The organism is Yokenella regensburgei (assembly GCF_003634235.1).
In the GTDB taxonomy this organism is placed as follows: Bacteria; Pseudomonadota; Gammaproteobacteria; order Enterobacterales; family Enterobacteriaceae; genus Yokenella; species Yokenella regensburgei.
This window is the reverse complement of the sequence record NZ_RBIZ01000005.1, coordinates 428490-451261: the sequence shown is the minus strand read 5'-3', so window position 1 is coordinate 451261 and position 22772 is coordinate 428490. Positions and strand designations below refer to the sequence as shown.

Below are 22772 nucleotides of genomic sequence, written 5' to 3'. Positions count from 1 at the left end.
TTTTTCAGGCTCACCACTGCGGTTGAGTACTAAATGGGGTCGCATCGCTGCGCATCAAGGGGCAAAGTAAAAAATTTTTAATTCAACCCTCTCAGATCATAGACACGCCACCAGCACCTTATTATGATGCCGCGCCCTGCTACCAGAGGATTGGCACAGGGTATTTACACTTCACCATTTAAATGATGATTTTGAGGAATTATGGGCAACACTAAGTTGGCTAATCCGGCTCCGCTGGGTCTGATGGGTTTCGGGATGACTACCATCCTGCTGAACCTGCACAACATTGGGCTTTTCCCGATGGATGGCATTATCCTGGCAATGGGCATTTTTTACGGCGGTATCGCGCAAATCTTCGCGGGACTGCTGGAATATAAAAAAGGCAATACCTTTGGTTTAACCGCCTTTACCTCTTACGGCTCTTTCTGGCTGACTCTGGTCGCTATTCTGCTGATGCCGAAAATGGGTCTGACCGAAGCGGCAAACGCGCACTTCCTGGGCGTTTATCTGGGTCTGTGGGGCGTCTTCACGCTGTTCATGTTCTTCGGCACACTGAAAGGCGCGCGTATGCTGCAGTTCGTGTTCCTGAGCCTGACCGTTCTGTTTGCTCTGCTGGCCATTGGTCACCTGGCTGACAACCCGGGCATTATCGTGGTTGCAGGCTGGATTGGCGTTATCTGTGGCGCCAGCGCAATCTACCTGGCAATGGGCGAAGTGCTGAACGAGCAGTACGGTCGTACCGTACTGCCGATCGGCGAAGCGCACTAATCTGCCGTTGTGCCCGGTGGCGTCTCACGCACCGGGCCAATTTCACCTTTCCCTTCCCACTGCAGCCAGACCCCAATCCCCAGCCCCATTAGCGAAAGCGCCAGTACATACCAGGATGGTGCCAGCGGCGACACGCCCATCATTACCGTCACGACAATCGGTGTCAGGCCGCCAAAAATGGCGTAGGAGAGATTGTAAGAAAAAGAGATTCCGCTAAAACGAACTTCCGCCGGAAAGGCCCGAACCATAACATACGGAACGGCCCCGACTACGCCGACGCACAACCCAACCAGACCGTAGAGCAACACTAACTGTTCCGGATGCATACCCACCAGATGGTAGAACGCCCAACTGGTACCTGCCAGCAATAATGAACCGACAATCAGCGTAGGGCCGGAGCCAAACCGGTCCGCCGACATTCCCGCCAGCAAACAACCGATACAAAGCATGATAGTCGCCACGCTATTCGCCTGCAGCGTCAGCGCGGGTGCCATACCATGCTGTTTTTGCAGCCACACCGGCGACATCAGGATCACCACCACAATGCCTGCCGAAAGGAGCCATGTCAGCAACATCGAAAGCACTACCGCCTGACGGTGTTTTGTCACTACCGCTTTGACCGGTAGCTCCTCTGCCAACGCTTTACGCTTTTGCATCTCGAGGAATACCGGCGTCTCCTGCAGCCAACGGCGCAGATACATCGCCAGCAGGCCAAACGCACCGCCGAGCAGGAACGGGATTCGCCATCCGCCATCGTGAATAGCCTGCGGCGTCATGCTGGTATTGATGAGAGTTGCCACAACAGAACCCAGCAGGATCCCTACCGTCAGCCCGGCGGTCAGCGTACCGCAGGCAATACCGATGCGTCTGAAAGGCACATGTTCAGCAACAAACACCCACGCTCCCGGCACTTCTCCGCCAATTGCCGCGCCCTGCAGAATACGCATCAGAAGTAGCAGCAATGGCGCAACCAGGCCCGCCGAGGCGTAGGTTGGCAGCAAGCCAATCACCAGCGTCGGGACCGCCATCAGCAAAATGCTCAGCGTGAACATCTTTTTGCGACCAACGAGATCGCCGAAGTGCGCCATGATGATGCCGCCAAGCGGTCGCGCCAGATAGCCTGCGGCGAAGATGCCGAAAGTCTGTACCTGACGTAGCCATTCAGGAATGTCAGCCGGAAAGAAGAGTTCGCCGACGACGGCCGCGAAGAAGACGAAAATGATGAAGTCGTAAAATTCCAGCGCGCCGCCGAGGGCAGCGAGCGTCAGCGTTTTATAATCCTGGCGATTCAGAGGGCGTGCGTGTTGTGACATAGCGGACCATTCGTCTATTTTGGTTTACAGTAAGTGTAAATAAAAAGTGACTATACCGTAAAACCCACAACACGCTACTGCTGGCACAGGTTATGTTACAAACACCGCTTATTCAGGATAATGTCTCACGGCGTGCGCTTTTCGGGCGAAAAGCTGCTACCACCTGCGGGTTGGTTTCTACATACGGGCCTTCAAGAAGCTGTATACAATACGGTACACTGGCAAAAATCCCCGCCACCAGCACCTTACCATCAGCATCCTTCACCCCTTCAAGGGTTTCCTGAATCGATTTCGGTTGGCCCGGCAGATTGAGAATTAGCGCCTGCTTACGAATGACCCCCACCTGACGAGAGAGGATCGCCGTTGGGACAAAGTTTAGGCTAATCTGACGCATCTGCTCACCGAAGCCCGGCATCTCACGATCGGCGATAGCCAGTGTTGCATCCGGTGTAACGTCACGACGCGCCGGTCCGGTACCGCCGGTGGTCAGCACGAGATGGCAGCTCATCTCATCTACCAGTTCACACAGCGTCTGCTCAATGATTGCCTGTTCATCAGGAATAAGCCGTGTCTGCACCTCAAACGGGGTGGTCAGCGCACTTTCCAGCCATGCTTCAAGCGCGGGGATGCCTTTGTCCTGGTAAACACCGCCAGAGGCGCGATCGGAAACAGAAACTAAGCCAATACGTAAGGTATTCATGATTTTCCTGTGCAAATAAAGACGAATACACAGAATGATACACTGCAAGGAAGGGAACAGACAGGTTTCAGAAGAGGTAGCGTGACCGGGAGCCCGGTCACGCAAGTAATGATTACAGCAGGTCGCCGATCATTTTTTCCAGTTTTTCCTGGTCGATAGCAAACTTACGGATACCGTCCGCCAGTTTGTCTACTGCCATCGGATCCTGGTTGTGCTGCCACAGGAACTGAGATTCGGTAATACGCTGCGGACGTGCTTTCACTTCGCCGGTGTAGCTCAGTTTACGCTCGATAGCGCCTTCGCTTTCTGCCAGCTCTTTCAGCAGCGCCGGAGCGATGGTCAGACGGTCACAACCGGCCAGCTCAAGGATCTCGCCGACGTTACGGAAGCTTGCGCCCATCACCACAGTTTCGTAACCGTGCTGTTTGTAGTACTGATAAATTTCAGTCACTGACACCACGCCCGGATCTTCTGCAGGTGCGTACTCTTTCTTATCGGTGTTGGATTTGTACCAGTCGAGGATACGACCAACAAACGGAGAAATCAGGAACACGCCCGCTTCCGCACAAGCACGCGCCTGGGCGAAGGAGAACAGCAGGGTCAGGTTACAGTTGATGCCTTCTTTTTCCAGCTGCTCAGCGGCACGGATGCCCTGCCAGGTGGAAGCCAGTTTGATAAGGATGCGATCGTTGCTGATACCGGCATCGTTATACAGTTTGATCAGGCGTTTGGCTTTCGCGATAGAGGCGTCGGTGTCATAAGACAGACGAGCATCGACTTCGGTAGAGATACGGCCCGGGATAAGTTTCAGGATTTCCAGACCGATGTTCACCGCCAGTTTGTCGGTCGCATCAACGACCTGCTGAGCGCGATCGCTGCTCTGCGCTTTTGCCCATGCAACCGCTTCGTCAATCAGTTTACGGTATTCAGGGATCTGCGCGGCGTTCAGAATCAGTGAAGGGTTGGTTGTAGCATCCTGCGGCTGATACAGCTTCATTGCCGCGATGTCTCCGGTGTCTGCCACCACAGTGGTGTACTGACGCAGGGAGGTCAATTTATCCGTCATGATAGTGTCTCTTTAAACAGCTGTTAAGGGGATATAACCAATGTTCACTGATGATAACACGACGTTGGGTCAGCGCAACCTGGGACCGTGCAAGAGCGCAGAGTATGATAAACTCATCGTCACCGATAATGGATTATCCTTAAAAATGGTAGCGCTTACACGGGTGTGCCAGAAAAGGCTCGAGGATGCTAAATGCCTGATTTTTTATCTTTCATAAATGAAATCCTCTGGGGCTCAGTGATGATTTATCTGCTGCTGGGTGCCGGAGTCTGGTTTACCTGGCGGACTGGCTATATTCAGTTCCGTTATATTCGTCACTTTGGTAAAAGTCTGAAAAGCAGCCTGCGCCCTCAGGAAGGAGGCTTAACTTCTTTTCAGGCGCTCTGTACCAGCCTTGCCGCGCGCGTGGGCAGCGGTAACCTGGCGGGGGTCGCGATTGCCATCACCGCAGGCGGCCCGGGTGCGGTTTTTTGGATGTGGGTTTCCGCTATCATCGGCATGGCCAGCAGTTTTGCAGAGTGTTCCCTGGCACAGCTCTATAAAGAGCGTGATGCTAGCGGGCAATTTCGCGGTGGTCCTGCATGGTATATGGCGCGGGGTCTTGGCATGCGCTGGATGGGCGTGCTGTTTTCTGTCTTCCTGCTCATCGCTTATGGCCTTATCTTCAACACCGTACAGGCAAACTCGGTCGCCAACGCCGCCCATTACGCATTTCAAATTCCTAAGCTTGCCACCGGTGTGCTTCTGGCGCTCCTGACGCTGCTGTTCATCGTGCGCGGACTGCGCGGTGTGGCGAGGCTGATGCAGTGGATCGTGCCATTTATGGCCATCCTGTGGGTGGCGACCAGCGTGATAATCAGTCTTAGCCACCTGAGCGAACTCCCGGGCATTCTGAGCGGAATTATCCGTAGCGCCTTTGGCTGGCAGGAAGCCGCAGCCGGTGCGGTGGGCTACACCATCAGCCAGGCCCTGACCAGTGGGATCCAGCGCGGCATGTTTTCAAACGAAGCCGGGATGGGTTCTACCCCAAACGCAGCAGCAGCGGCGGCGTCCTCTCCCCCGCATCCGGCGGCCCAGGGCATCGTACAGATGATAGGCGTTTTTACCGACACCATTATTATCTGCAGCGCCAGCGCGATGATTGTTTTGCTGGCAGGGCACGAAACCGCCTTTAGCGGCAGCAGCGGGATCACCCTCATCCAGCAGGCTATGGCGGCACTGACCGGCGGGTGGGGGGCGGGTTATGTCACTTTTATCGTATTATTGTTCGCCTTTACTTCGATCGTTGCCAACTACGTTTATGCGGAAAACAATCTGTTCTTTTTACGACTGCACACGCCGCGCAACGTCTGGATCTTACGCAGCGTCACACTGCTAATGGTGATAGCAGGGACCATGCTGACGATACCGCTCGTCTGGCAAATGGCGGATATCATTATGGCGTTAATGGCGATAACCAACCTGACGGCTATTCTGCTGCTTTCACCGGTGGTCAAAATCATCGCCAGCGACTACCTTCGCCAGCGCAGACTCGGTTTAAAACCGGTCTTCGACCCCGCCCGCTACCCGGAAATTGAACAGCAACTGGCACCTGAAAGCTGGGACGATGCGTCACGCCAATAGCAACCATCGAACACTTCACATCCATTTTTTGTTAAAGTCTGGGGAAAATTCCTGCAAGGACTGGATATGCTGATACTGATTTCACCTGCAAAAACGCTCGATTACCAAAGCCCGCTGGCAACACAGCGCTATACCCAACCTGAACTGCTGGATCACTCGCAAAAGCTTATCCGTGAAGCGCGTAAGCTGTCAGCGCCGCAAATCGGTAAACTGATGCACATCAGCGATAAGCTCGCCGATCTCAACGCCACCCGTTTTCACGACTGGCATCCGGACTTTACGCCGGATAATGCGCGCCAGGCGATCCTTGCGTTTAAAGGCGATGTCTATACCGGCCTGCAGGCTGAAACCTTCAGTGAGGCAGATTTCGATTTTGCCCAGCAGCATCTGCGCATGCTCTCCGGCCTGTACGGCGTACTGCGCCCGCTGGATCTGATGCAGCCATACCGCCTGGAGATGGGCATTCGTCTGGAAAACAGTCGGGGAAAAGATCTGTACCATTTCTGGGGCGATACCATCACCGACAAGCTCAACGATGCGTTGAAGGCACAGGGTGACGACGTCATCATTAACCTCGCCTCAGATGAGTATTTCAAATCCGTTAAACCGAAGAAGCTGCAGGGCCAGCTGATTAAGCCGGTGTTCCTGGATGAGAAAAACGGCACGTTCAAAGTCATCAGCTTCTATGCCAAAAAAGCGCGAGGCCTGATGAGCCGCTATATCATAGAAAATCGCCTGACGAAGCCGGAGCAGCTGACAGGATTTGACGCTGAAGGCTATTTCTTTGATGAAGAAGCCTCAGCGAAAGGTGAGCTGGTGTTTAAACGCCACGAACAGCGTTGAGTTCAGGCCCCATCCCGCAGGATGAGGCCTGAGTAAGAAGTTAGTCGCGATCGTGACCGTAAGCATGACCGTGGCCATGATCGTGATGATCGCCCTGATCGTTGTCATCGCCATGACCATGATGACGGTATTCATCATGCGGATGCCAGCGATTGTCGCGCCATTCGTAGTGTCTGCCCCACCAGTCATGATCGCGCCAGTTGCCACCATCCCAGTAGTAACCGCGATCGTCGCGATCGCCAATCTGCAGTTTCACTGCAGGCACCAGGGTGATTTCTTCTGCGTGTACGATGACCGGAGCAACTATGGTCGGAGCAACCAGCAACATGGATAGCGCAAGGAAAACAGGTTTCATAACAGACATAGGTAACGCCCTCCATCACTGCCCAATGTGGGCTGATAGATTAAGCGTATCCGAGCACTACCTATTTCGTTATTGTCCGCAATCCTAATCTTTGCGAACCCGCATTTAATGAGCATTCCTGCACGATTTCTACATAATTTCTCCCCGTTTCCCCCTCCGAAGAAGAGGAAACAGAGAAATTACGCTTTACTCATCAGCAGCTGACGCAGCGCGGCGAAATCAGCAGGCAGATTCTCTGAAAGCAGCGGTAAATCCGCACGTTCCGCCAGCGCCTGCGGTAACGGCAGCGTTTCACCAAGAATCGCTTCCACGCTCTCTTTAAACTTCGCCGGATGCGCTGTACCGAGGAACAGGCCATATTCGCCAGGATGAAGCTGGTCGCGCAGCGCGCGATACGCCACCGCCGCATGCGGTTCAGAGGTGTAGCCAATCTGCTGAAGTTCAAGCATCGTGGCTTTGGTGGTTTCGTCATCCACCGCCGCATAGCCGAGATCGCTCAGGCGCCAGATTTTACGGCGGAACAGCTCCTCTACGCGCGGCCAGTTGTTCGGCTGGCTGACATCCATCGCGTTGGAAAGCGTGGCCTGAGTTTTATTTGGCTTCCACTCCCCTGCTTTCAGGAAGCGCGGCACGGTGTCATTTACGTTGGTCGCCGCAATAAAGCGCTTCACTGGTAAACCTAATGATTTCGCCAGCAGGCCAGCGGTCAGGTCGCCGAAGTTACCGCTTGGTACCGAGATAACCAATTGGTTGCGAGCTTCCTGCGGCAGCTGCGCCACCGCCTCAAAGTAGTAGCAAATTTGCGCCAGCAGACGGCTGATATTGATTGAGTTTGCCGAATTCAGCCCCAGCGCCTTTTTGAGTTCTTCATCGTCGAAGGCCTGTTTGACCAGCGCCTGGCAGGCATCAAAATCACCATCAATTGCCACGGTTTCAATATTGCCGCCGAGAGTACAGAACAGCTTCTCCTGCAGCGGGCTGATTTTGCCACGCGGATAAAGGATCACCACGCGAACGTTTTTCAGACCATAAAACGCATGCGCCACGGCAGCACCAGTATCACCGGAGGTGGCGGTCAGAATCGTCACCGGCGTGTCACCGCTGATGTGGGTAAGCATCTGAGCCATAAAACGGCCGCCGAAGTCTTTGAACGCCAGCGTCGGACCATGGAACAGCTCCAGGCAGCCCACGTCGTCTTCAACTTTGCTCACCGGTGCCGGGAAGGCAAACGCCGCGCGGACGCGCTCTTCCATCAGCTCCTGAGGAATTTCATCACCAATGAAGGCGGAGAGAATTTTGGCACTGCGGGAGACGAAATCCTGTTTCAGCATCTCGTCAATTTCCGTCAGATTGAACTCCGGCAGGTCATGCGGGAAGAACAGCCCTTGTTGCTTACCAAGCCCTTGTGTAACGGCCTGCGCAAAGCTGACCTGCTCATTGTGATCTTTTAAATTGTAGAGTTTCATCGGTTATCCCACTACTCGAGCGCCCGCCGTATCCAGCCGGCAAATATGAACGAAACCTTCCTGATTTTGCAGATAGTGTTTACTCAGCCAGTCTGCCACGCGCTGCGCGGTTTCCGGTTTATCACACAACGCAAACATCGTCGGGCCGGAGCCAGAAATACCGCTGGCAAGAGCACCAATTTCCGCCACCGCCTGGCGCGCTTCGCCGAAGCCTGGCAACAGTTTGGTGCGATAAGGTTCAGCAATCACGTCCTTCATCAGTTTCGCCGCCAGCAGTGGCTGACGGGAATAACAGGCGTGAATGAATCCGGCCAGGTGTCGCCCGTGGGCAATACAGTCCTGGCGGCGATACTGCGCGGGTAAAATCGCCCGCGCTTCGGCCGTTGAGACTTTAATCCCCGGATACGCCAGTACCCACAGCCACTCATCAAAGCCTGGCACCTGCTGGCTGATAATGCCGCATTCCTCAATCATCAACTGCATCCCACCGAGATAGCACGGCGCGACGTTGTCATAGTGAATGCTGCCAGAGATCCGCCCTTCCAGCTCGCCCATCAGCGCCAGCATCCGGTGCTGGTTGAGCGGCTTTCCGCAGTACTCATTCATCGCCACCAGGGCCGCAACCACCGAACAGGCGCTGGAGCCAAGGCCGGAGCCGATGGGCATATTTTTTTCCAGCGTCATAGCAACCGGAACAGTTTTGCCAATCTCCTGGCAAAAACGCTCCCAGCATTGATAAACAATGTTCTCACGGGGTTCTGCCGGCAGTTTACTGGCAAAACGTCCCAGGTTTTGCAGGCTAAAGCTGCTGGCTGCCTCAACGGAGACGTTGTCGCCAAGCAACGTACCGTCAACCGGCATGACCGCCGCGCCGAGGACATCAAATCCAACGCTCATATTGGCGCTGGAGGCCGGGGCATAGACTTTCACCATCTTAGACTCCTAACTTCCATGACAGGGTGCGCAGCAGGTCGGCAAACACGCCCGCGGCCGTCACATCGTTCCCTGCACCGTAACCGCGCAGGACCAGCGGCAGCGGTTGATAATAGTGGCTGTAGAAGGCCAGGGCGTTCTCACCATTTTTCACTTTGTACAGCGGATCGTTACCGTCCACTTCGGCAATCTTCACCCGGCATACGCCATCGTCTTCGATATTGCCAACATAGCGCAGAACCCTACCTTCATCACGGGCTTTCGCCACCCGATCGGCAAACACGGCATCCAGCTCCGGCAGACGCGCCATAAAGCTCTCGGTGTCACCGGTAGCATCGAAGCTCTCAGGCAGTACCGACTCCACAACAATATCGTTAAGCTCGAGCTCACGCCCGGTTTCACGTACCAGAATCAGCAACTTACGCGCTACGTCCATTCCAGAGAGATCGTCACGCGGGTCCGGTTCGGTATAACCCATTCCCCGCGCCAGGATCGTTGCTTCTGACAGGCTCATTCCCTCATCCAGCTTCCCGAAAATAAAAGAGAGTGAACCGGAAAGAATGCCCGAGAAGCGCTGCAACTCATCCCCGGCGTTCAGCAGATTTTGCAGGTTTTCGATAACCGGCAACCCCGCGCCAACGTTGGTGTCGTAGAGGAACTTGCGTCGTGAACCTGCCGCCGCCTGGCGCAGTTCATGATAGTAGTCCATTGATGAGGTATTGGCCTTTTTGTTCGGCGTTACCACGTGGAAGCCTTCGCGCAGGAAATCGGCATACTGGTCCGCCACCGCCTGGCTTGAGGTACAGTCAACGATCACCGGGTTCAGCAAATGGTATTCTTTCACCAGGCGAATCAGACGCCCCAGGTTGAACGGCTCTTTCGCCTCCGCAAGCTCTGCCTGCCAGTTGTCGAGGTTCAGGCCATGCACGTGGGTCAGCATCGCTTTCGAGTTAGCAACGCCGCACACCCGCAGATCGATATGTTTGTTTTTCAGCCAGGACTGCTGACGTTTAAGCTGCTCCAGCAGCGCTCCGCCGACGCCACCGACCCCAATCACGAATACTTCGATAACCTGATCGGTATTGAACAGCATTTGATGAGTCACGCGCACGCCGGTTGTCGCATCGTCGTTACTCACCACCACTGAAATTGAGCGCTCGGAGGAACCCTGGGCAATCGCCACGATATTGATATTGGCACGTGCCAGGGCGGCGAAGAACTTGGCCGAAATGCCACGCAGCGTGCGCATGCCATCACCCACGACGGAGATAATCGCCAGCCGCTCCATGATGGCGAGCGGCTCCAGCAGCCCCTCTTTCAGCTCCAGATAGAACTCATCTTCCATCGCCTTCTTCGCGCGGGCACAATCGGCCTGGGCAATACAGAAGCTGATGCTGTACTCAGAAGATGACTGGGTGATCAGCACTACGGAAATCCCTGCCCGCGACATGGTGGCAAAGACGCGCGCCGCCATCCCGACCATCCCCTTCATGCCAGGACCAGAGACGTTGAACATGGCCATATTATTCAGGTTAGAGATCCCTTTCACCGGCAGACCATCTTCGTTGCTACTGGCACCAATCAGCGTACCCGGTGCCTGAGGATTACCAGTATTTTTAATCAGGCAAGGGATCTGGAACTGGGCGATGGGCGCGATGGTGCGGGGGTGCAGGACCTTGGCGCCAAAGTAGGACAGCTCCATCGCTTCCTGATAAGACATTGATTTCAGCAGACGCGCATCCGGAACCTGACGCGGGTCGCAGGTGTACACGCCGTCAACGTCAGTCCAGATTTCACAGCAGTCTGCGCGCAGACAAGCCGCCAGCACCGCGGCAGAATAGTCAGAGCCATTACGCCCCAGCACCACCAGCTCGCCCTTCTCGTTCCCTGCGGTAAAACCTGCCATCAACACCATGTGGTCAGCCGGGATCTGGCTTGCCACGATACGACGAGTAGATTCGGCGATATCGACGGTAGATTCGAGGTAATGCCCCACGGCCAGCAGTTTTTCGACCGGATCGATGACCGAAACGTTGTGACCGCGCGCTTCGAGCAGACCCGCCATAATGGCTATTGAGAGTTTTTCGCCACGGCAGATAAGCGCCGCGTTCACCGCGTCCGGGCACTGCCCGAGCAAGCTAATACCATGCAGAACATGTTTGATCTGCGCAAACTCTTGCTCAACGGTGGCCTGTAACTTTTCCAGAGGGAAAGCGGGTTGCGTGTCCGCCAGCCCCTGAAGCAGTTCGGCAAAAATACGTTCGGCATCGCTGATGTTGGGAAGCGCATCCTGACCCCCGATGGTTTTTTCAATCATCGCCACCAGATGGTTCGTAATTTTCGCAGGAGCAGACAGCACGGTTGCCACCTGCCCCTGCCTGGCGTTGCTTTCCAGAATATCGGCAACCCGCAGAAAGCGCTCTGCATTTGCCACTGATGTACCGCCGAACTTCAACACTCTCATGGTCTTACCTCGTGATTCCTGGACGAAAAAAAAGCCCGCACTGTTCAGGTGCGGGCTTTTTTCTGTGTTTCCTGTACGCGTCAGCCCGCACCATTACCTGTGGTAATTGTGGTTGTGGTAATGGTGGTAATGCTGCTGATGCGAATCATGGATGTTGTGTACTCTGTTTTTTATCTGTCTGTGCTGTATGTCTATATTGGTTAAAGTATCTGCCTTTCTATGTCAAGAAATTCCACATTCGTCACGTTTCGCAACCACTTCACGTTTCGCTGCGCCGGGCCCTGACTTTGACCACCTCAGGCGAAATGAACGCTTGAAGGCAGAACATTCCACTTAGTTTCAGAAATTTCCAGAAATATTATTTTGTAAGATTTTTTTCAATATCATGGAGCAATCGATGCAACATAACCGTATCACGCTGCCCAAGGACTCCCAGTCGCTGTTGCAACCAGTCAGACATTTTTACATCGTCAGCAACTCCCAGGCGTTGAAGCAACATCATGCTACGTGAACGTAACGCCTGGAGCTGATTCTCATCGCCAGACGTTACCGCTGCTGATGAATTGTTCACTATAGTAGTCAGTTGATAACAATAAACCATCACCGCCTGGCCGAGGTTCATTGACGGATAATCCGCCACCATCGGCGCACCGGTGAGGACATCTGCCAAAGCCAGTTCGTCGTTGGTCAGACCGGAATCCTCTCTGCCAAAGACCAGCGCAGCATGGTTCATCCACTGTGATTTCTCCTCAAGCATGGGAACCAGTTCCTGCGGAGAAGCGTAGTAATGGAAACGCGCGCGGCTGCGAGCCGTGGTCGCGATGGTAAAATCGACGTCCTGCAATGCCTCAGAAAGCGTTGTGTAACTCTTTATATTATCGAGAATATCTGTAGAGCCATGTGCCACACGCCTGGCCGCGGGCTCCAGGTGAGCGACACTGTCGACGATCCGCAGATCGGTGAACCCCATGGTTTTCATCGCTCTGGCTGCGGCGCCAATATTTTCTGCTCTTGCCGGGGAAACCAGCACAATTGATACATGCATTTTACAATCTCATCATTAAGCGCTTACACCAGCAAAGTGTGATGTGACTCAGCATTCTGCGCGGCGCGAATTTACAAATTTGCAACAACAATCACTGAAATGGCGTTTCTTAACATATAAAAAAAGCTAAACTATTATCCGGGAAAAATCCTGGGTATAATGTTAACAGAACGCTTATATCCCCATGTTTATAAATGGGATTATCAACAAAGCTTAAACGGCTCGATTGATTACGGCTCTTTAATTAGTTAATCCTTGCAACTACTTGAGTTGTAGAAAAATTGTGATAAACGCTAGCATTTAGATGCAAGAATTTCACAAGACTGTTAACGTGCTACAATTGAACTTGATATATGTCAACGAAGCGTAGTTTTATTGGGTGTCCCGTGCCTCTTAGCCTGTTATGTTGCTGTTAAAATGGTTAGGATGACAGCCGTTTTTGACACTGTCGGGTCCAGAGGGAAACTACCCACGACCAAGCTAATGATGTTGTTGACGTTGATGGAAAGTGCATCAAGAACGCAATTACGTACTTTAGTCATGTTACGCCGTTCATGTTAATTTGCGACATGTATCAGGCAGGTCAGGGACTTTTGTACTTCCTGTTTCGATTTAGTTGGCAATTTAGGTAGCAAACATGCAGACCCCGCACATTCTTATCGTTGAAGACGAGTTGGTAACACGCAACACGTTAAAAAGTATTTTCGAAGCAGAAGGCTACGATGTTTTCGAAGCGACCGATGGCGCGGAAATGCATCAGATCCTGTCTGAAAATGATGTAAATCTGGTCATCATGGATATCAACCTGCCGGGTAAAAACGGCCTGCTGTTGGCTCGTGAACTCCGTGAACAGGCGAACGTCGCACTGATGTTCCTTACCGGTCGTGATAACGAAGTCGATAAGATCCTTGGTCTTGAAATCGGCGCCGACGACTACATCACTAAACCGTTCAACCCACGTGAACTGACTATCCGTGCGCGTAACCTGCTTTCCCGTACCATGAACCTGGGTACCGTAAGCGAAGAACGCCGCAGCGTTGAAAGCTACAAGTTCAACGGCTGGGAACTGGATATCAACAGTCGCTCTCTGGTGAGCCCGAACGGCGAACAGTACAAGCTGCCGCGCAGTGAATTCCGCGCGATGCTGCACTTCTGCGAAAATCCGGGCAAGATTCAGTCTCGTGCTGAACTGCTGAAGAAAATGACGGGTCGTGAGCTTAAGCCACATGACCGTACCGTTGACGTGACCATCCGTCGGATTCGTAAGCACTTCGAGTCTACGCCGGACACTCCGGAAATCATCGCCACTATTCACGGTGAAGGTTACCGTTTCTGCGGCGATCTGCAGGAGTAATCCTGTCAGAGACGAAAAAGGCGCCCTGCGGCGCCTTTTTTTATTTCCAGACTCTGAGCTCATCTTCTGTTTCACAGCGGGCTTTTACCTTCTCTTTCGGCTGTGACAGCGAATACCAGTCGAAGTGGCGGGTCAGGAACATCACGGTACACAACGCCAGCAGCAGAACGCCGGTGCCCAGCAGCAACGCGCTGTCCTCTGAGCGCAAAAGCACCCACATCACACCATCCAGCCCCAGAAGCGCGCCGGTAAACAGCAGGCTATTGCGCCAGCCTTGCAGCACGGCGTGGAAATAGACGCCATTAATCAGCGCCCCCGTCAGGCTCGCCACCGCCCAAGCGCAAGTAAAGCCAATATGCTCAGAAAGCGCCAGCAGCACCAGGTAAAACATGACCAACGACAACCCCACCAGCAGATACTGCATAGGGTGAAGTCGAAGCCCCGTTAAGGTTTCAAAAACAAAGAACGCCATAAAGGTGAGCGTAATCAGGAGAATGGCATACTTGATGGCCCGGTCGGTGAGCTGGTACTGATCGGCGGGCGTCGCCACCGAGACGCTGAAAGCAGGAAGCGCCCGCCACTCCACTCGTTCCAGACCATCGTTAAACCGCCCTGCCATATCATTGGCAAACCAGCTGCTCTGCCAGCGGGCGCTAAAGCCTTTATCGCTAATATCGCGCGACTCAGGTAAAAAATCGCCTAAAAATCCAGGATGCGGCCAGTTGCTGGTCAAGGAGAGCGTACTGTTACGCCCGACAGGCACAACGGAAAACCCCCCGGTCCCGTTCAAATTCAGGGTCATGCTAAGCGTCAACGCGCGCGCTTTCAGGGCCGATTCCGCAAGCGGAATATGCAGCCCGGGTAAATCGCCACCCACACCGCTACCGGGTTCAACGGTTACCGCAACACCGTTCAGCGTCGGTGAACCCACCGCACCAATTCCCCGGGCATCGCCAACGGCAATGACCATGTAGGGTTCGCCGAGCGTCACGTTATCGCTTTTCATTGCCTCAAATTTACTGCGATCAAACTGCGCATCAAGCTGCAACGCGTTATGCCAGATTTGTCCGTCGTATATACCAATCTGACGGCTTTCAACCTGCTGTTTGCCGTTAATCAGTAACGACTCAGGAAGCCAGTAGAGGATAAAATTGCGCTGCCGCTTCACCTCTTTATTATCCTCGATACGGGTATACACCTCAGAGGCAGGGACAGCGATCAGCGGGCCAATCAATTTTTGTGGCCCGCTGGTGCTCTGCCGCAGACTATCCTCAACATCGTCCCGGTAGCTCGCCCGATCCGCCACCAACGAGCTGACCAGCATCAACGGCACCAGCAACAACACCATACATCCAATAAGCGTACTGACTTTCCAGAACAGGGGTGATTTCAACATAGCCTTCTCCTTTGTGTTGTGCACAGCGTAGCGAGGCTATGTGGGGGGAATTTGAAGTTATGTGAAGGGACGGTGAAGTCTCAGCGTGGCCTGCGCGCCGCCATCGGCCCGGTTTTGCAGACTGATGTGCCCATGGTGCAGACGAGCCACCTCCTGCACGAAAGCCAGCCCCAGACCGCTACTCTTCTGCCCGTTGACTCGCGGCAGAGAATAGAAGCGTTCAAAGACGCGTTCGAGCGCATAGTCGGGGATCCCGCACCCGGTATCGCTCACACGGAATACCACTTCACCCGACTGTATTCCGGCATGAAGCGTAATTTCACCGCCATCCGGCGTAAAATCAATCGCGTTATCGAGCAGGTTACCTAACGCTTGTTCCAGCAGCTCTTCATCAGCGGTAACCTCAGCGCATTCCGTTTCGCTTTGCAGCCGGAGCCGTTTGCTTTCCAGCACAACGCTGCGCGACTGCGCCAGACGAGAGAACAGCGGCGCCACCGCGACGGGCTTCAGCACCACCTCAGCACGATTCTCAAGCCTTGCCTGGGTGAGCAGCTTCTCCACCAGCGCCTGCATACGGACGTTCTGCGCCAGGATGTTGTCACTAAAGCGGATAGCCACTTCCGGTGGCGGAAGTTCACGAAGAATTTCCGCAGCCCCCCGGATCGCCGCCAGCGGGCTTTTTAGTTCATGAGTCAGCGCATAAACATACTGCTCAATGTAATTTTTACCCTCCAGCCGCAGGCGCATACTTTCCAGCGCCTGCGCCAGCTTGCGCAGTTCGCTACTGCCTACGTTGGGCAGCGGCTGGGCGTTATCCTGGGTGACCGAGTCGGCGTAGCGCGACAGTTTACCGATGGAGCGATTGATCCACCACACCATACCGCCGCCGATAAGCAGCGCAATACCGAGGAGCGCACCACCCGCCCACAGCATTCGCCGCTCACTGCGCTTAATAACCGGCGCGATGGCGCTATTGGGTTTCCCCACGGACAACACACCAATAATCTGACCTTCAGAGACAATCGGCGCCGCCACGTACATCACCGTACTGCCAGGATCGGCAGGATCCAGTGCGGTACTGCGCGCGCCATACTCTCCGCGCAGCGTCAGCCAGACATCGTTCCAGCGGGAGTAATCCGCGCCTACGGATTTTCCGGCGGAGTCGAAGACTACCGTACCGCGGGCATCAGTCATGTAGACGCGATACTCGTTGCGCACCTTCATGATGCCGCCAATATCGGCACGAATGGGCTGTTGCTGGAGAGCGCCGAACGCCTGTGCCAGCCTGCCGTGTGAAGGATCGCCGCTCAGCAGGTCATCACGCCCAACCGCGGCCAGTAGCGTGGCGGTGTCGATTAGCGTGCCTTCCGTTGCCCGACGGACGCCGGGTTTGATCTCCTGCACAAAGATAGAAAGCACGAACCATGCCGCGATCGCCACAATCAGAAAGTAACCGAGTAGCAGACGCATCCCGATACGCATCAGCCACCCGCCAGGCTGTAGCCCAGACCACGATGGGTACTGATGGGCGAAAGCAGAGGATCCACCGCGCGCAGTTTCGCCCGCAGCGTTTTGATGTGGGTATCTACAGTACGATCAAAGCTCTCCTGGTCATCCCCCCAGACTTTGTCCATCAGCTGCTGGCGAGAGAAAACACGACCTGGCGATTGCAAAAGCGTTTTCAGCAGCAGGAACTCATAGCGCGTCAGCGCTAAACGCTGCCCGCACCATGCCACCCAGGCGGCGCCTTCATTGAGTTCAAACTGACCAATCCGCACCACCGCCGGCGGGGCGGCAAACTTCTGTAACCGTCGCAAAATAGTACGCACCCGGGCACACACTTCACGCGGCGAAAAAGGCTTTGCGACATAGTCGTCAGCGCCGATCTCCAGGCCCAGCAGTTTATCCACCTCATCGCTTCGGGCGGTGAGAAACAGCACCGGTAGCCCCGGTGCCTGCGCGAGCAACCGACGGCACAGCTCAAAACCGCTGATATCCGGCAAACCAACGTCAAGGATCGCCAGATCGGGCACAGCAACGCGGGCGGCCTCCATCACCGGCAGACCGCGTTCAAACGCCTTCACCCGGAAACCTTCCTGCTGCAGCATGTAAATCAGCGTATCAGCGATACCGGGTTCATCTTCAACCAGCCAGATAAGCGGTTGTTCCATGACGATGTTCCGTTATTTTGACCACGGCATGATGGGGACAGCGCTCAGCGCGTTTTTCGGCGAGCCGTCAACCACCTTGTCGGAGTAGGTGAGATAAATTAGCGCGTTACGTTTAGCATCATAAAAACGCACGACCTGCAGCTTTTTAAACACCAGAGACGTCCGTTTCTGGAACACCACATCGCCCTGCGCCTTACCATTCTTAATCTTATCGCTAACCTCAATCGGCCCGACCTGCTGGCAGGAAATCGCAGCATCAGACGTATCTTCCGCCAGCCCTAAACCGCCCTTGATGCCACCGGTCTTCGCCCGGCTTAAATAGCAGGTCACATTCTGGACATCTGGATCGTCAAAGGCTTCCACGACGATTTTGTGATCGGGACCGATCATCTTAAAGACGGTATCCACGGAACCGATCTGTTCTGCAGACGCGATCGGAGCAACCGAAGTCAGCAGCAATGCGGCAATCAAACCTTTATATTTCATATTGTTACCATATCTGAAAATTAAGCGTAGTGACTATTCAAGATCCAGGAGGAAAATGTATACAGATCACAGTGTTACCATTTTCCTACTTGAAAGCAGTAAGAAATCGCACTTATGAACAAAAAAAACACTGAATGCTAAAACACCAAAAAATGCTATTATCCGCTACCTTATTATCAGGCACCTGCGTTTAAGGATGAGGACATTATATGGATCAGGCTGGAATTATTCGCGATCTCCTTTCCTGGCTGGAAGGCCATCTGGATCAGCCTCTGTCACTGGATAATGTGGCTGCCAAAGCAGGTTATTCCAAGTGGCATTTGCAGCGGATGTTTAAAGACGTCACAGGCCATGCGATTGGTGCCTATATTCGCGCACGACGTTTGTCCAAATCCGCGGTCGCGCTGCGTTTGACTGCACGCCCAATCCTCGACATTGCGCTGCAGTATCGTTTTGATTCACAGCAAACTTTTACTCGAGCGTTCAAGAAACAGTTCTCGTTGACGCCGGCGCTATACCGCCGCTCTCCGGACTGGAGCTCCTTTGGCATGCGTCCGCCGCTGCGCCTGGGTGAGTTCAAAATGCCGAAATACGAGTTTGTTACCCTGCCGGGCATGGAACTTGCGGGTGTAACTCAAAGCTATACCTGCAAACTGGAGGAAATTTCTGATTTCCGCCACCAGATGCGTATCCAGTTCTGGCGCGATTTCCTGAGCCATTCGCCAACGCTTCCCTCAACGCTTTACGGGCTACATGAACCGCGTCCAAGCCTTGAGAAAGACGACGAGCAGGAGGTGTTCTACACGACCGCACTGACGCCAGAAATGGCCAGCGGACACGTGCAGAATGCCCACCCGGTGTCACTGGAAGGCGGCGAATATGTGATGTTCACGTATGAAGGTCTGGGAACCGGTCTGCAGGAGTTTATCCTGACCGTGTACGGCACCTGTATGCCGATGCTGAATCTGACCCGTCGCAAGGGTCAGGACATCGAGCGCTTCTTCCCGCAGGATGAAGCACGAGACCAGGAGCCGCCTATTCAGCTGCGCTGCGAATACCTGGTCCCGATCCGTCGTTAACGCTGTAGCTCATCTAACGCAGGGACGTCGAGATGTGAGACGTCCCCTGCGGTTTCAACCACCCATCCCGATGCCAGCCATGGGCTCTGCTGATAATCCACACGTGAGATAGAGCAGTTGCGCAGACGCAGGCGACGCTCGGCGTAGGCCGGCAGCCCCAGAATCGTACTCAACAGGCAACCCAGCGCCATGCCGTGGCTGACTAAGAGCGGTCGGCTCCCCGCAGGCAGCTCAAGGCAGGAAACCAGCGCCGCGTGCATGCGGTTGCCCAGTTCCTGCATCGATTCGCCATCCGGAATACGGCCATCTTCGGTGCCGTTCACCAGTTGGCGACGCCAGCCCTCCTCTTCTGCCGACAGCGACTCAATACGGCGTTTCTCAAGCACGCCCATGTTGAGTTCGCGCAGGCGAGAATCGAACATGATGTCGCAACCGCACACTTCGGCAATGATCTCTGCCGTACGGCGGGTACGACCTAAATCACTGGAGATAATATGGGTGATGCCCAGCGTTTTGGCACGCGCGCCCACCTGCCAGGCCTGCTGCTCACCGTTGTCGGTTAGCGGACTATCGGACTGGCCCTGAATGCGTCGCTCGGCGTTCCACTGCGTTTCGCCGTGGCGAACAAGGTATACCTGTAACATGCGTTTTATCCGTTATACTGCGATGACAATTTCTTAGTAATGATGTTCTGATTATGCACCAGGTTGTCTCAGCTACCACCAATCCTGCCAAAATTCAGGCAATTCTTGCGGCATTTACCGAGATTTTCGGTGAAAGATCCTGCCATATTGACGCTATCTCCGTCGAGAGTGGCGTACCCGAACAGCCCTTTGGAAGTGAGGAAACGCGCGCTGGCGCACGGAATCGCGTGGCAAATGCCCGTGAAGCTCGCCCGGATGCGGATTTTTGGGTGGCAATTGAGGCCGGAATCGACGAAGGAAGCACCTTCAGTTGGGTGGTGATTGAAAGCCGCGATCGGCGCGGCGAAGCGCGTTCCGCTACCCTGCCACTGCCGAAAATCATCCTCGAAAAAGTCAGTGCCGGAGAGGCGCTGGGGCCGGTGATGTCACAATACACCGGCATTGATGAGATTGGTCGTAAAGAAGGGGCTATTGGCGTATTTACCGCGGGCGCACTCACCCGCAGCAGCGTTTACCATCAGGCGGTCGTGCTGGCCCTGAGCCCGTTCCACAACGCCATTTATCGCTGAGTTTGCGGCAGCGCCTGTTCGAGCCAAAGACGCAGCTCCGCAGGCGCCGATTTCAAACTGTTTGAACCACGGGTTATGGTCGCAATGCCCGCGCCCAGTTCATTCTTGAGCTCGCGCTGGCTCATTTCGCCGCGCAGCAATTCTTCGATGATTCGCACCCGGGTGCCAAGCGCTTCGCGCTCGTCCGGCGTCATCATCAGGCTTAACAGCGGAAGATGCAGATCGGCCTCATAGGCCTGACGCAGCAGCTCAACAAAGCGAAGCCACTCCTGGTGACGCTGTTCAGCCACTGCGGCTGAATAAGGGGATTGCTGGTTCATATTACGCCGCCCTGTTATGGCAGGCAGCCTGAGCTGCCCGCTTTTCGTACTCTTCAACGAGTACAAGCATAACATAAACCACGCCAATCAGTAACGCTGACGCCATTCGCCGTCGCTCATCACCTGCGCCTTTTCGCCCATGAAATAACGGTAATAAGCATCGTAGGCCAGCACGTTCTTCACGTAGCTGCGGGTTTCGGAGAATGGAATACTTTCAACAAACGCGACGGCATCGATACGCCCGGCGCTGTTCCCCTGCCAGGTGCGTACCCGGCCAGGGCCCGCGTTATAGGCCGCTGAAGCATAGATGCGGTTATCACCAAACTGCTGATAAACATACTGCAGGTAGCTGGTACCAATGTTGATGTTGGTTTCAGGATCGAGCAACTGGCCCTGGTTGCTGTAGCCCGGAATATTGAACATTTTTACCGTATGCGTCGCGGTGCCCGGCATGATTTGCATCAGGCCCGAAGCGCCCACCGGCGATCGTACCTTCGGGTTCCAGGCACTTTCCTGGCGCGCAATCGCCATGGCATAGCTCTGCGAAATGTCTTTTCCGCTGGTGTAGCGGGCAAAGAGATTTTTATAGGCCAGTGGGAAGCGCTCCTGAAGATTATCCCAAAGCTTACCGGCGATGGTGGCCTGCACGCTGAGATCCCACCAGTCACGATCGTAAGCGTAGCGCGCCAGCTGCGCCTGTTCGTTTTTACTCCGACTGGTGACCAGGTTCGCCCATTCACTGCGCGCGGTGTTATCCAGATTCCAGTACATCAGCTCACGCACACGCGCCATTTCCGGACCATCAGCAAGCGCTGCAGGGAGGCTGCCTTCTGCTTTCTGAACCTGCAGCGGATACTCTTCTCCCAGGCGCTGGGCGGCTACCATCGGGTAAAAGCCGCGCTGCTGCATAAGCGATCGCAAAATACTCTTCGCTTCATCCTCACGTCCGCGCTCCATCAGCAGGTCTGCCTGCCAGTAACGCCATTCGTCTTTCTCTTTCGCCTCCATCGGCAGACGCGCAAGCCAGGTGTTCAGGCCACGGCGATCGCCGGCTCCGAGCGCCATACGGACACGGCGCTCAACGAGTGATGTCGACTGGGAACGCATAACGGCATCATCGCGCCAGCGAGCCTGTTCATCGGTCACGTCGGTGCCCATCAGACGCCAGGCGACGATATCACGCAGCTCCTGGGTCTGCTCTTCCGTTAACTGCTGCGCCTGCACCAGTGATGGGATCATCAGGCGGGCATTCTCAGCGTCCTGACGGGCGATGCTGGCGAAAGCGACCGCCGCCATCTGACGCGTGAAATCGGTGGCGCCGGTGGTACGGGCAAAGGTCATCACGTTCTGCGGATTATCCGCAAGCGCGCTCACCGCTGAGGCGATAGTCTGGTAGTTGCCCGGCATCTGCGCGGCCAGCGTTTTCACAAGTCCGGTATTCCCGGCCTGCATGGCAAGGCGAATGCGTTCAAGATAAGCCAGCGGATCCTGGGCCCCCGACGATCGCCAGGCGCTAAATAGCGGATCGCAGGCGTTCGGCTGGCTTTTGCCGGTCAGCCACAGATCTTTGGCTCCGGCCCAGGCTTCTGCAGTTTGTCCGACGCTGTATTTGGCATAGTAGTAATTACACTGCGCTTCGGTGGCGGTAGGTTTCTCCGGGCTGAAAGCCAGCAGCCCGCGCCAGTCTTCACGGCGAGCCAGCTCATTGACGAAGCGGTTTTGCAACGTTCTTGCCGGAGGTAACGTGGGGTTAGCGCGCACAAAATTGGTGACGGTGAGCGTCGGCTCATTCATCAGGTCATCGGTAAGCTGGCGATATTCCAGGTAAGGGTACAGGGGATAGTCTTTCAGGGTCGGCATCAGTTGATCAACCACGTCCATCTGGCGGTTGTCCCAGGCCTGCTTAATCTGCGAGTAGCGGCTACGCTGTTCGTCCAGGGAGTCGGCGTAAGCAAGGTGATTGACGGTCAGCAGGCAGACGCCGGCAGCCAGCAGGCGCCACGCCGTATTTTTGGCTCTTTCCACAAGCTCTTCCTCATTATTTATTTCTGGTTCGCGGCATCATGCCACTCAATCACTTTATGCTAATCAGACATTGCCAAATGCGCCACGTTCCGGACATTTATTTACCTTTTTGTCGGCTGGGATTAGCGCGCGAAAAAGGCTAC

At 54.8% G+C, this 22772-nt stretch carries 23 protein-coding genes and 1 other annotated feature; of the genes, 6 read left to right on the top strand and 17 right to left on the bottom strand.

Features of this window, described 5'->3' with window-relative positions; all coding sequences use genetic code 11:
* Window positions 1-201 precede the first annotated feature (201 nt).
* The gene (gene satP / locus C7387_RS17215; RefSeq protein WP_006817069.1) at window positions 202-768 is read left to right on the top strand and encodes an acetate uptake transporter; all 567 of its coding nucleotides are present in this window, start codon (window positions 202-204) and stop codon (window positions 766-768) included.
* Here the strand turns inward: satP and C7387_RS17210 are convergent.
* From C7387_RS17210 to tal, 3 genes are all read right to left on the bottom strand, one after another.
* Window positions 765-2081 carry an MFS transporter gene (locus C7387_RS17210; protein ID WP_120817160.1) on the bottom strand — a complete coding sequence of 439 codons (1317 nt, stop codon included), beginning with the start codon at window positions 2079-2081 and terminating at the stop codon, window positions 765-767. The genes satP and C7387_RS17210 overlap by 4 nt on opposite strands.
* Window positions 2082-2193: 112 nt before the next feature.
* A complete protein-coding gene (gene mog, locus C7387_RS17205) occupies window positions 2194-2781 on the bottom strand; it encodes a molybdopterin adenylyltransferase (RefSeq protein WP_006817067.1) in 588 nt (195 codons plus the stop codon).
* 112 nt (window positions 2782-2893) lie between these two features.
* A complete protein-coding gene (tal, locus tag C7387_RS17200) occupies window positions 2894-3847 on the bottom strand; it encodes a transaldolase (RefSeq protein WP_038252234.1) in 954 nt (317 codons plus the stop codon).
* Window positions 3848-4039: 192 nt separating this feature from the next.
* Here tal and C7387_RS17195 point away from each other — a divergent pair, with 192 nt between their 5' ends.
* Window positions 4040-5470 (top strand): alanine/glycine:cation symporter family protein, encoded by a 1431-nt coding sequence (locus tag C7387_RS17195; protein ID WP_038252235.1) that lies wholly within the window; start codon window positions 4040-4042, stop codon window positions 5468-5470.
* Window positions 5471-5536: 66 nt separating this feature from the next.
* Entirely contained in the window at window positions 5537-6313 is a 777-nt protein-coding gene (yaaA, locus tag C7387_RS17190) for a peroxide stress protein YaaA (RefSeq protein ID WP_006817063.1), read from the top strand.
* 40 nt (window positions 6314-6353) lie between these two features.
* Here the strand turns inward: yaaA and C7387_RS17185 are convergent, their stop codons facing one another.
* From C7387_RS17185 to yjjY, 7 genes are all read right to left on the bottom strand, one after another.
* Window positions 6354-6677: a DUF2502 domain-containing protein gene (locus tag C7387_RS17185; RefSeq protein ID WP_006817062.1), complete on the bottom strand. Its 324-nt coding sequence runs from the start codon at window positions 6675-6677 to the stop codon at window positions 6354-6356.
* 179 nt (window positions 6678-6856) lie between these two features.
* The gene (gene thrC, locus C7387_RS17180) at window positions 6857-8143 is read right to left on the bottom strand and encodes a threonine synthase (protein ID WP_038252245.1); all 1287 of its coding nucleotides are present in this window, start codon (window positions 8141-8143) and stop codon (window positions 6857-6859) included.
* 3 nt (window positions 8144-8146) lie between these two features.
* Complete coding sequence (gene thrB / locus C7387_RS17175) at window positions 8147-9076, bottom strand: homoserine kinase (RefSeq protein ID WP_006817060.1); 930 nt, start codon at window positions 9074-9076, stop codon at window positions 8147-8149.
* Window position 9077: 1 nt separating this feature from the next.
* Window positions 9078-11540 carry a bifunctional aspartate kinase/homoserine dehydrogenase I gene (gene thrA / locus C7387_RS17170; RefSeq protein ID WP_006817059.1) on the bottom strand — a complete coding sequence of 821 codons (2463 nt, stop codon included), beginning with the start codon at window positions 11538-11540 and terminating at the stop codon, window positions 9078-9080.
* 24 nt (window positions 11541-11564) lie between these two features.
* Window positions 11565-11682, bottom strand: a sequence feature (Thr leader region).
* A complete protein-coding gene (gene thrL, locus C7387_RS17165; RefSeq protein WP_071777487.1) occupies window positions 11621-11689 on the bottom strand; it encodes a thr operon leader peptide in 69 nt (22 codons plus the stop codon). It overlaps the preceding feature by 62 nt.
* A gap of 209 nt (window positions 11690-11898) precedes the next feature.
* Window positions 11899-12585, bottom strand: coding sequence for a tRNA/rRNA methyltransferase (locus tag C7387_RS17160; RefSeq protein WP_120817159.1), 687 nt, complete (start codon window positions 12583-12585; stop codon window positions 11899-11901).
* 401 nt (window positions 12586-12986) lie between these two features.
* Entirely contained in the window at window positions 12987-13127 is a 141-nt protein-coding gene (yjjY, locus tag C7387_RS17155) for a YjjY family protein (protein ID WP_042998021.1), read from the bottom strand.
* Window positions 13128-13222: 95 nt separating this feature from the next.
* On the opposite strand from yjjY, the gene arcA reads away from it, so the two are divergent.
* The gene (gene arcA, locus C7387_RS17150) at window positions 13223-13939 is read left to right on the top strand and encodes a two-component system response regulator ArcA (RefSeq protein ID WP_006817057.1); all 717 of its coding nucleotides are present in this window, start codon (window positions 13223-13225) and stop codon (window positions 13937-13939) included.
* 40 nt (window positions 13940-13979) lie between these two features.
* Here arcA and creD read toward each other — a convergent pair whose 3' ends face one another.
* The 4 genes from creD to creA are packed head-to-tail and all read right to left on the bottom strand — an operon-like array spanning window position 13980 to window position 17992.
* Complete coding sequence (creD, locus tag C7387_RS17145; protein WP_120817158.1) at window positions 13980-15335, bottom strand: cell envelope integrity protein CreD; 1356 nt, start codon at window positions 15333-15335, stop codon at window positions 13980-13982.
* Between the two features lie 57 nt (window positions 15336-15392).
* A complete protein-coding gene (gene creC, locus C7387_RS17140) occupies window positions 15393-16817 on the bottom strand; it encodes a two-component system sensor histidine kinase CreC (RefSeq protein WP_120817157.1) in 1425 nt (474 codons plus the stop codon).
* Window positions 16817-17506, bottom strand: coding sequence for a two-component system response regulator CreB (creB, locus tag C7387_RS17135; protein WP_038252258.1), 690 nt, complete (start codon window positions 17504-17506; stop codon window positions 16817-16819). The genes creC and creB overlap by 1 nt, the downstream gene beginning before the upstream one ends.
* A 12-nt stretch (window positions 17507-17518) precedes the next feature.
* Window positions 17519-17992, bottom strand: a complete 474-nt coding sequence (gene creA / locus C7387_RS17130) for a protein CreA (RefSeq protein WP_006817053.1) — start codon at window positions 17990-17992, stop codon at window positions 17519-17521.
* Between the two features lie 209 nt (window positions 17993-18201).
* Between creA and robA the strand changes: the two genes are divergently transcribed.
* Window positions 18202-19071, top strand: coding sequence for an MDR efflux pump AcrAB transcriptional activator RobA (gene robA, locus C7387_RS17125; protein ID WP_006817052.1), 870 nt, complete (start codon window positions 18202-18204; stop codon window positions 19069-19071).
* On the opposite strand, the gene gpmB is transcribed toward robA, so the two are convergent.
* On the bottom strand, window positions 19068-19715 hold the full coding sequence (gene gpmB / locus C7387_RS17120; protein WP_006817051.1) for a 2,3-diphosphoglycerate-dependent phosphoglycerate mutase GpmB: 648 nt from the start codon (window positions 19713-19715) through the stop codon (window positions 19068-19070). The two genes, robA and gpmB, sit on opposite strands and share 4 nt — an antisense overlap.
* Before the next feature lie 53 nt (window positions 19716-19768).
* Between gpmB and yjjX the strand changes: the two genes are divergently transcribed.
* A complete protein-coding gene (gene yjjX, locus C7387_RS17115) occupies window positions 19769-20284 on the top strand; it encodes an inosine/xanthosine triphosphatase (RefSeq protein ID WP_006817050.1) in 516 nt (171 codons plus the stop codon).
* Here yjjX and trpR read toward each other — a convergent pair.
* A complete protein-coding gene (trpR, locus tag C7387_RS17110; protein ID WP_038252262.1) occupies window positions 20275-20604 on the bottom strand; it encodes a trp operon repressor in 330 nt (109 codons plus the stop codon). The genes yjjX and trpR overlap by 10 nt on opposite strands.
* An 87-nt stretch (window positions 20605-20691) precedes the next feature.
* Entirely contained in the window at window positions 20692-22629 is a 1938-nt protein-coding gene (gene sltY, locus C7387_RS17105) for a murein transglycosylase (RefSeq protein WP_006817048.1), read from the bottom strand.
* Window positions 22630-22772 lie beyond the last annotated feature (143 nt).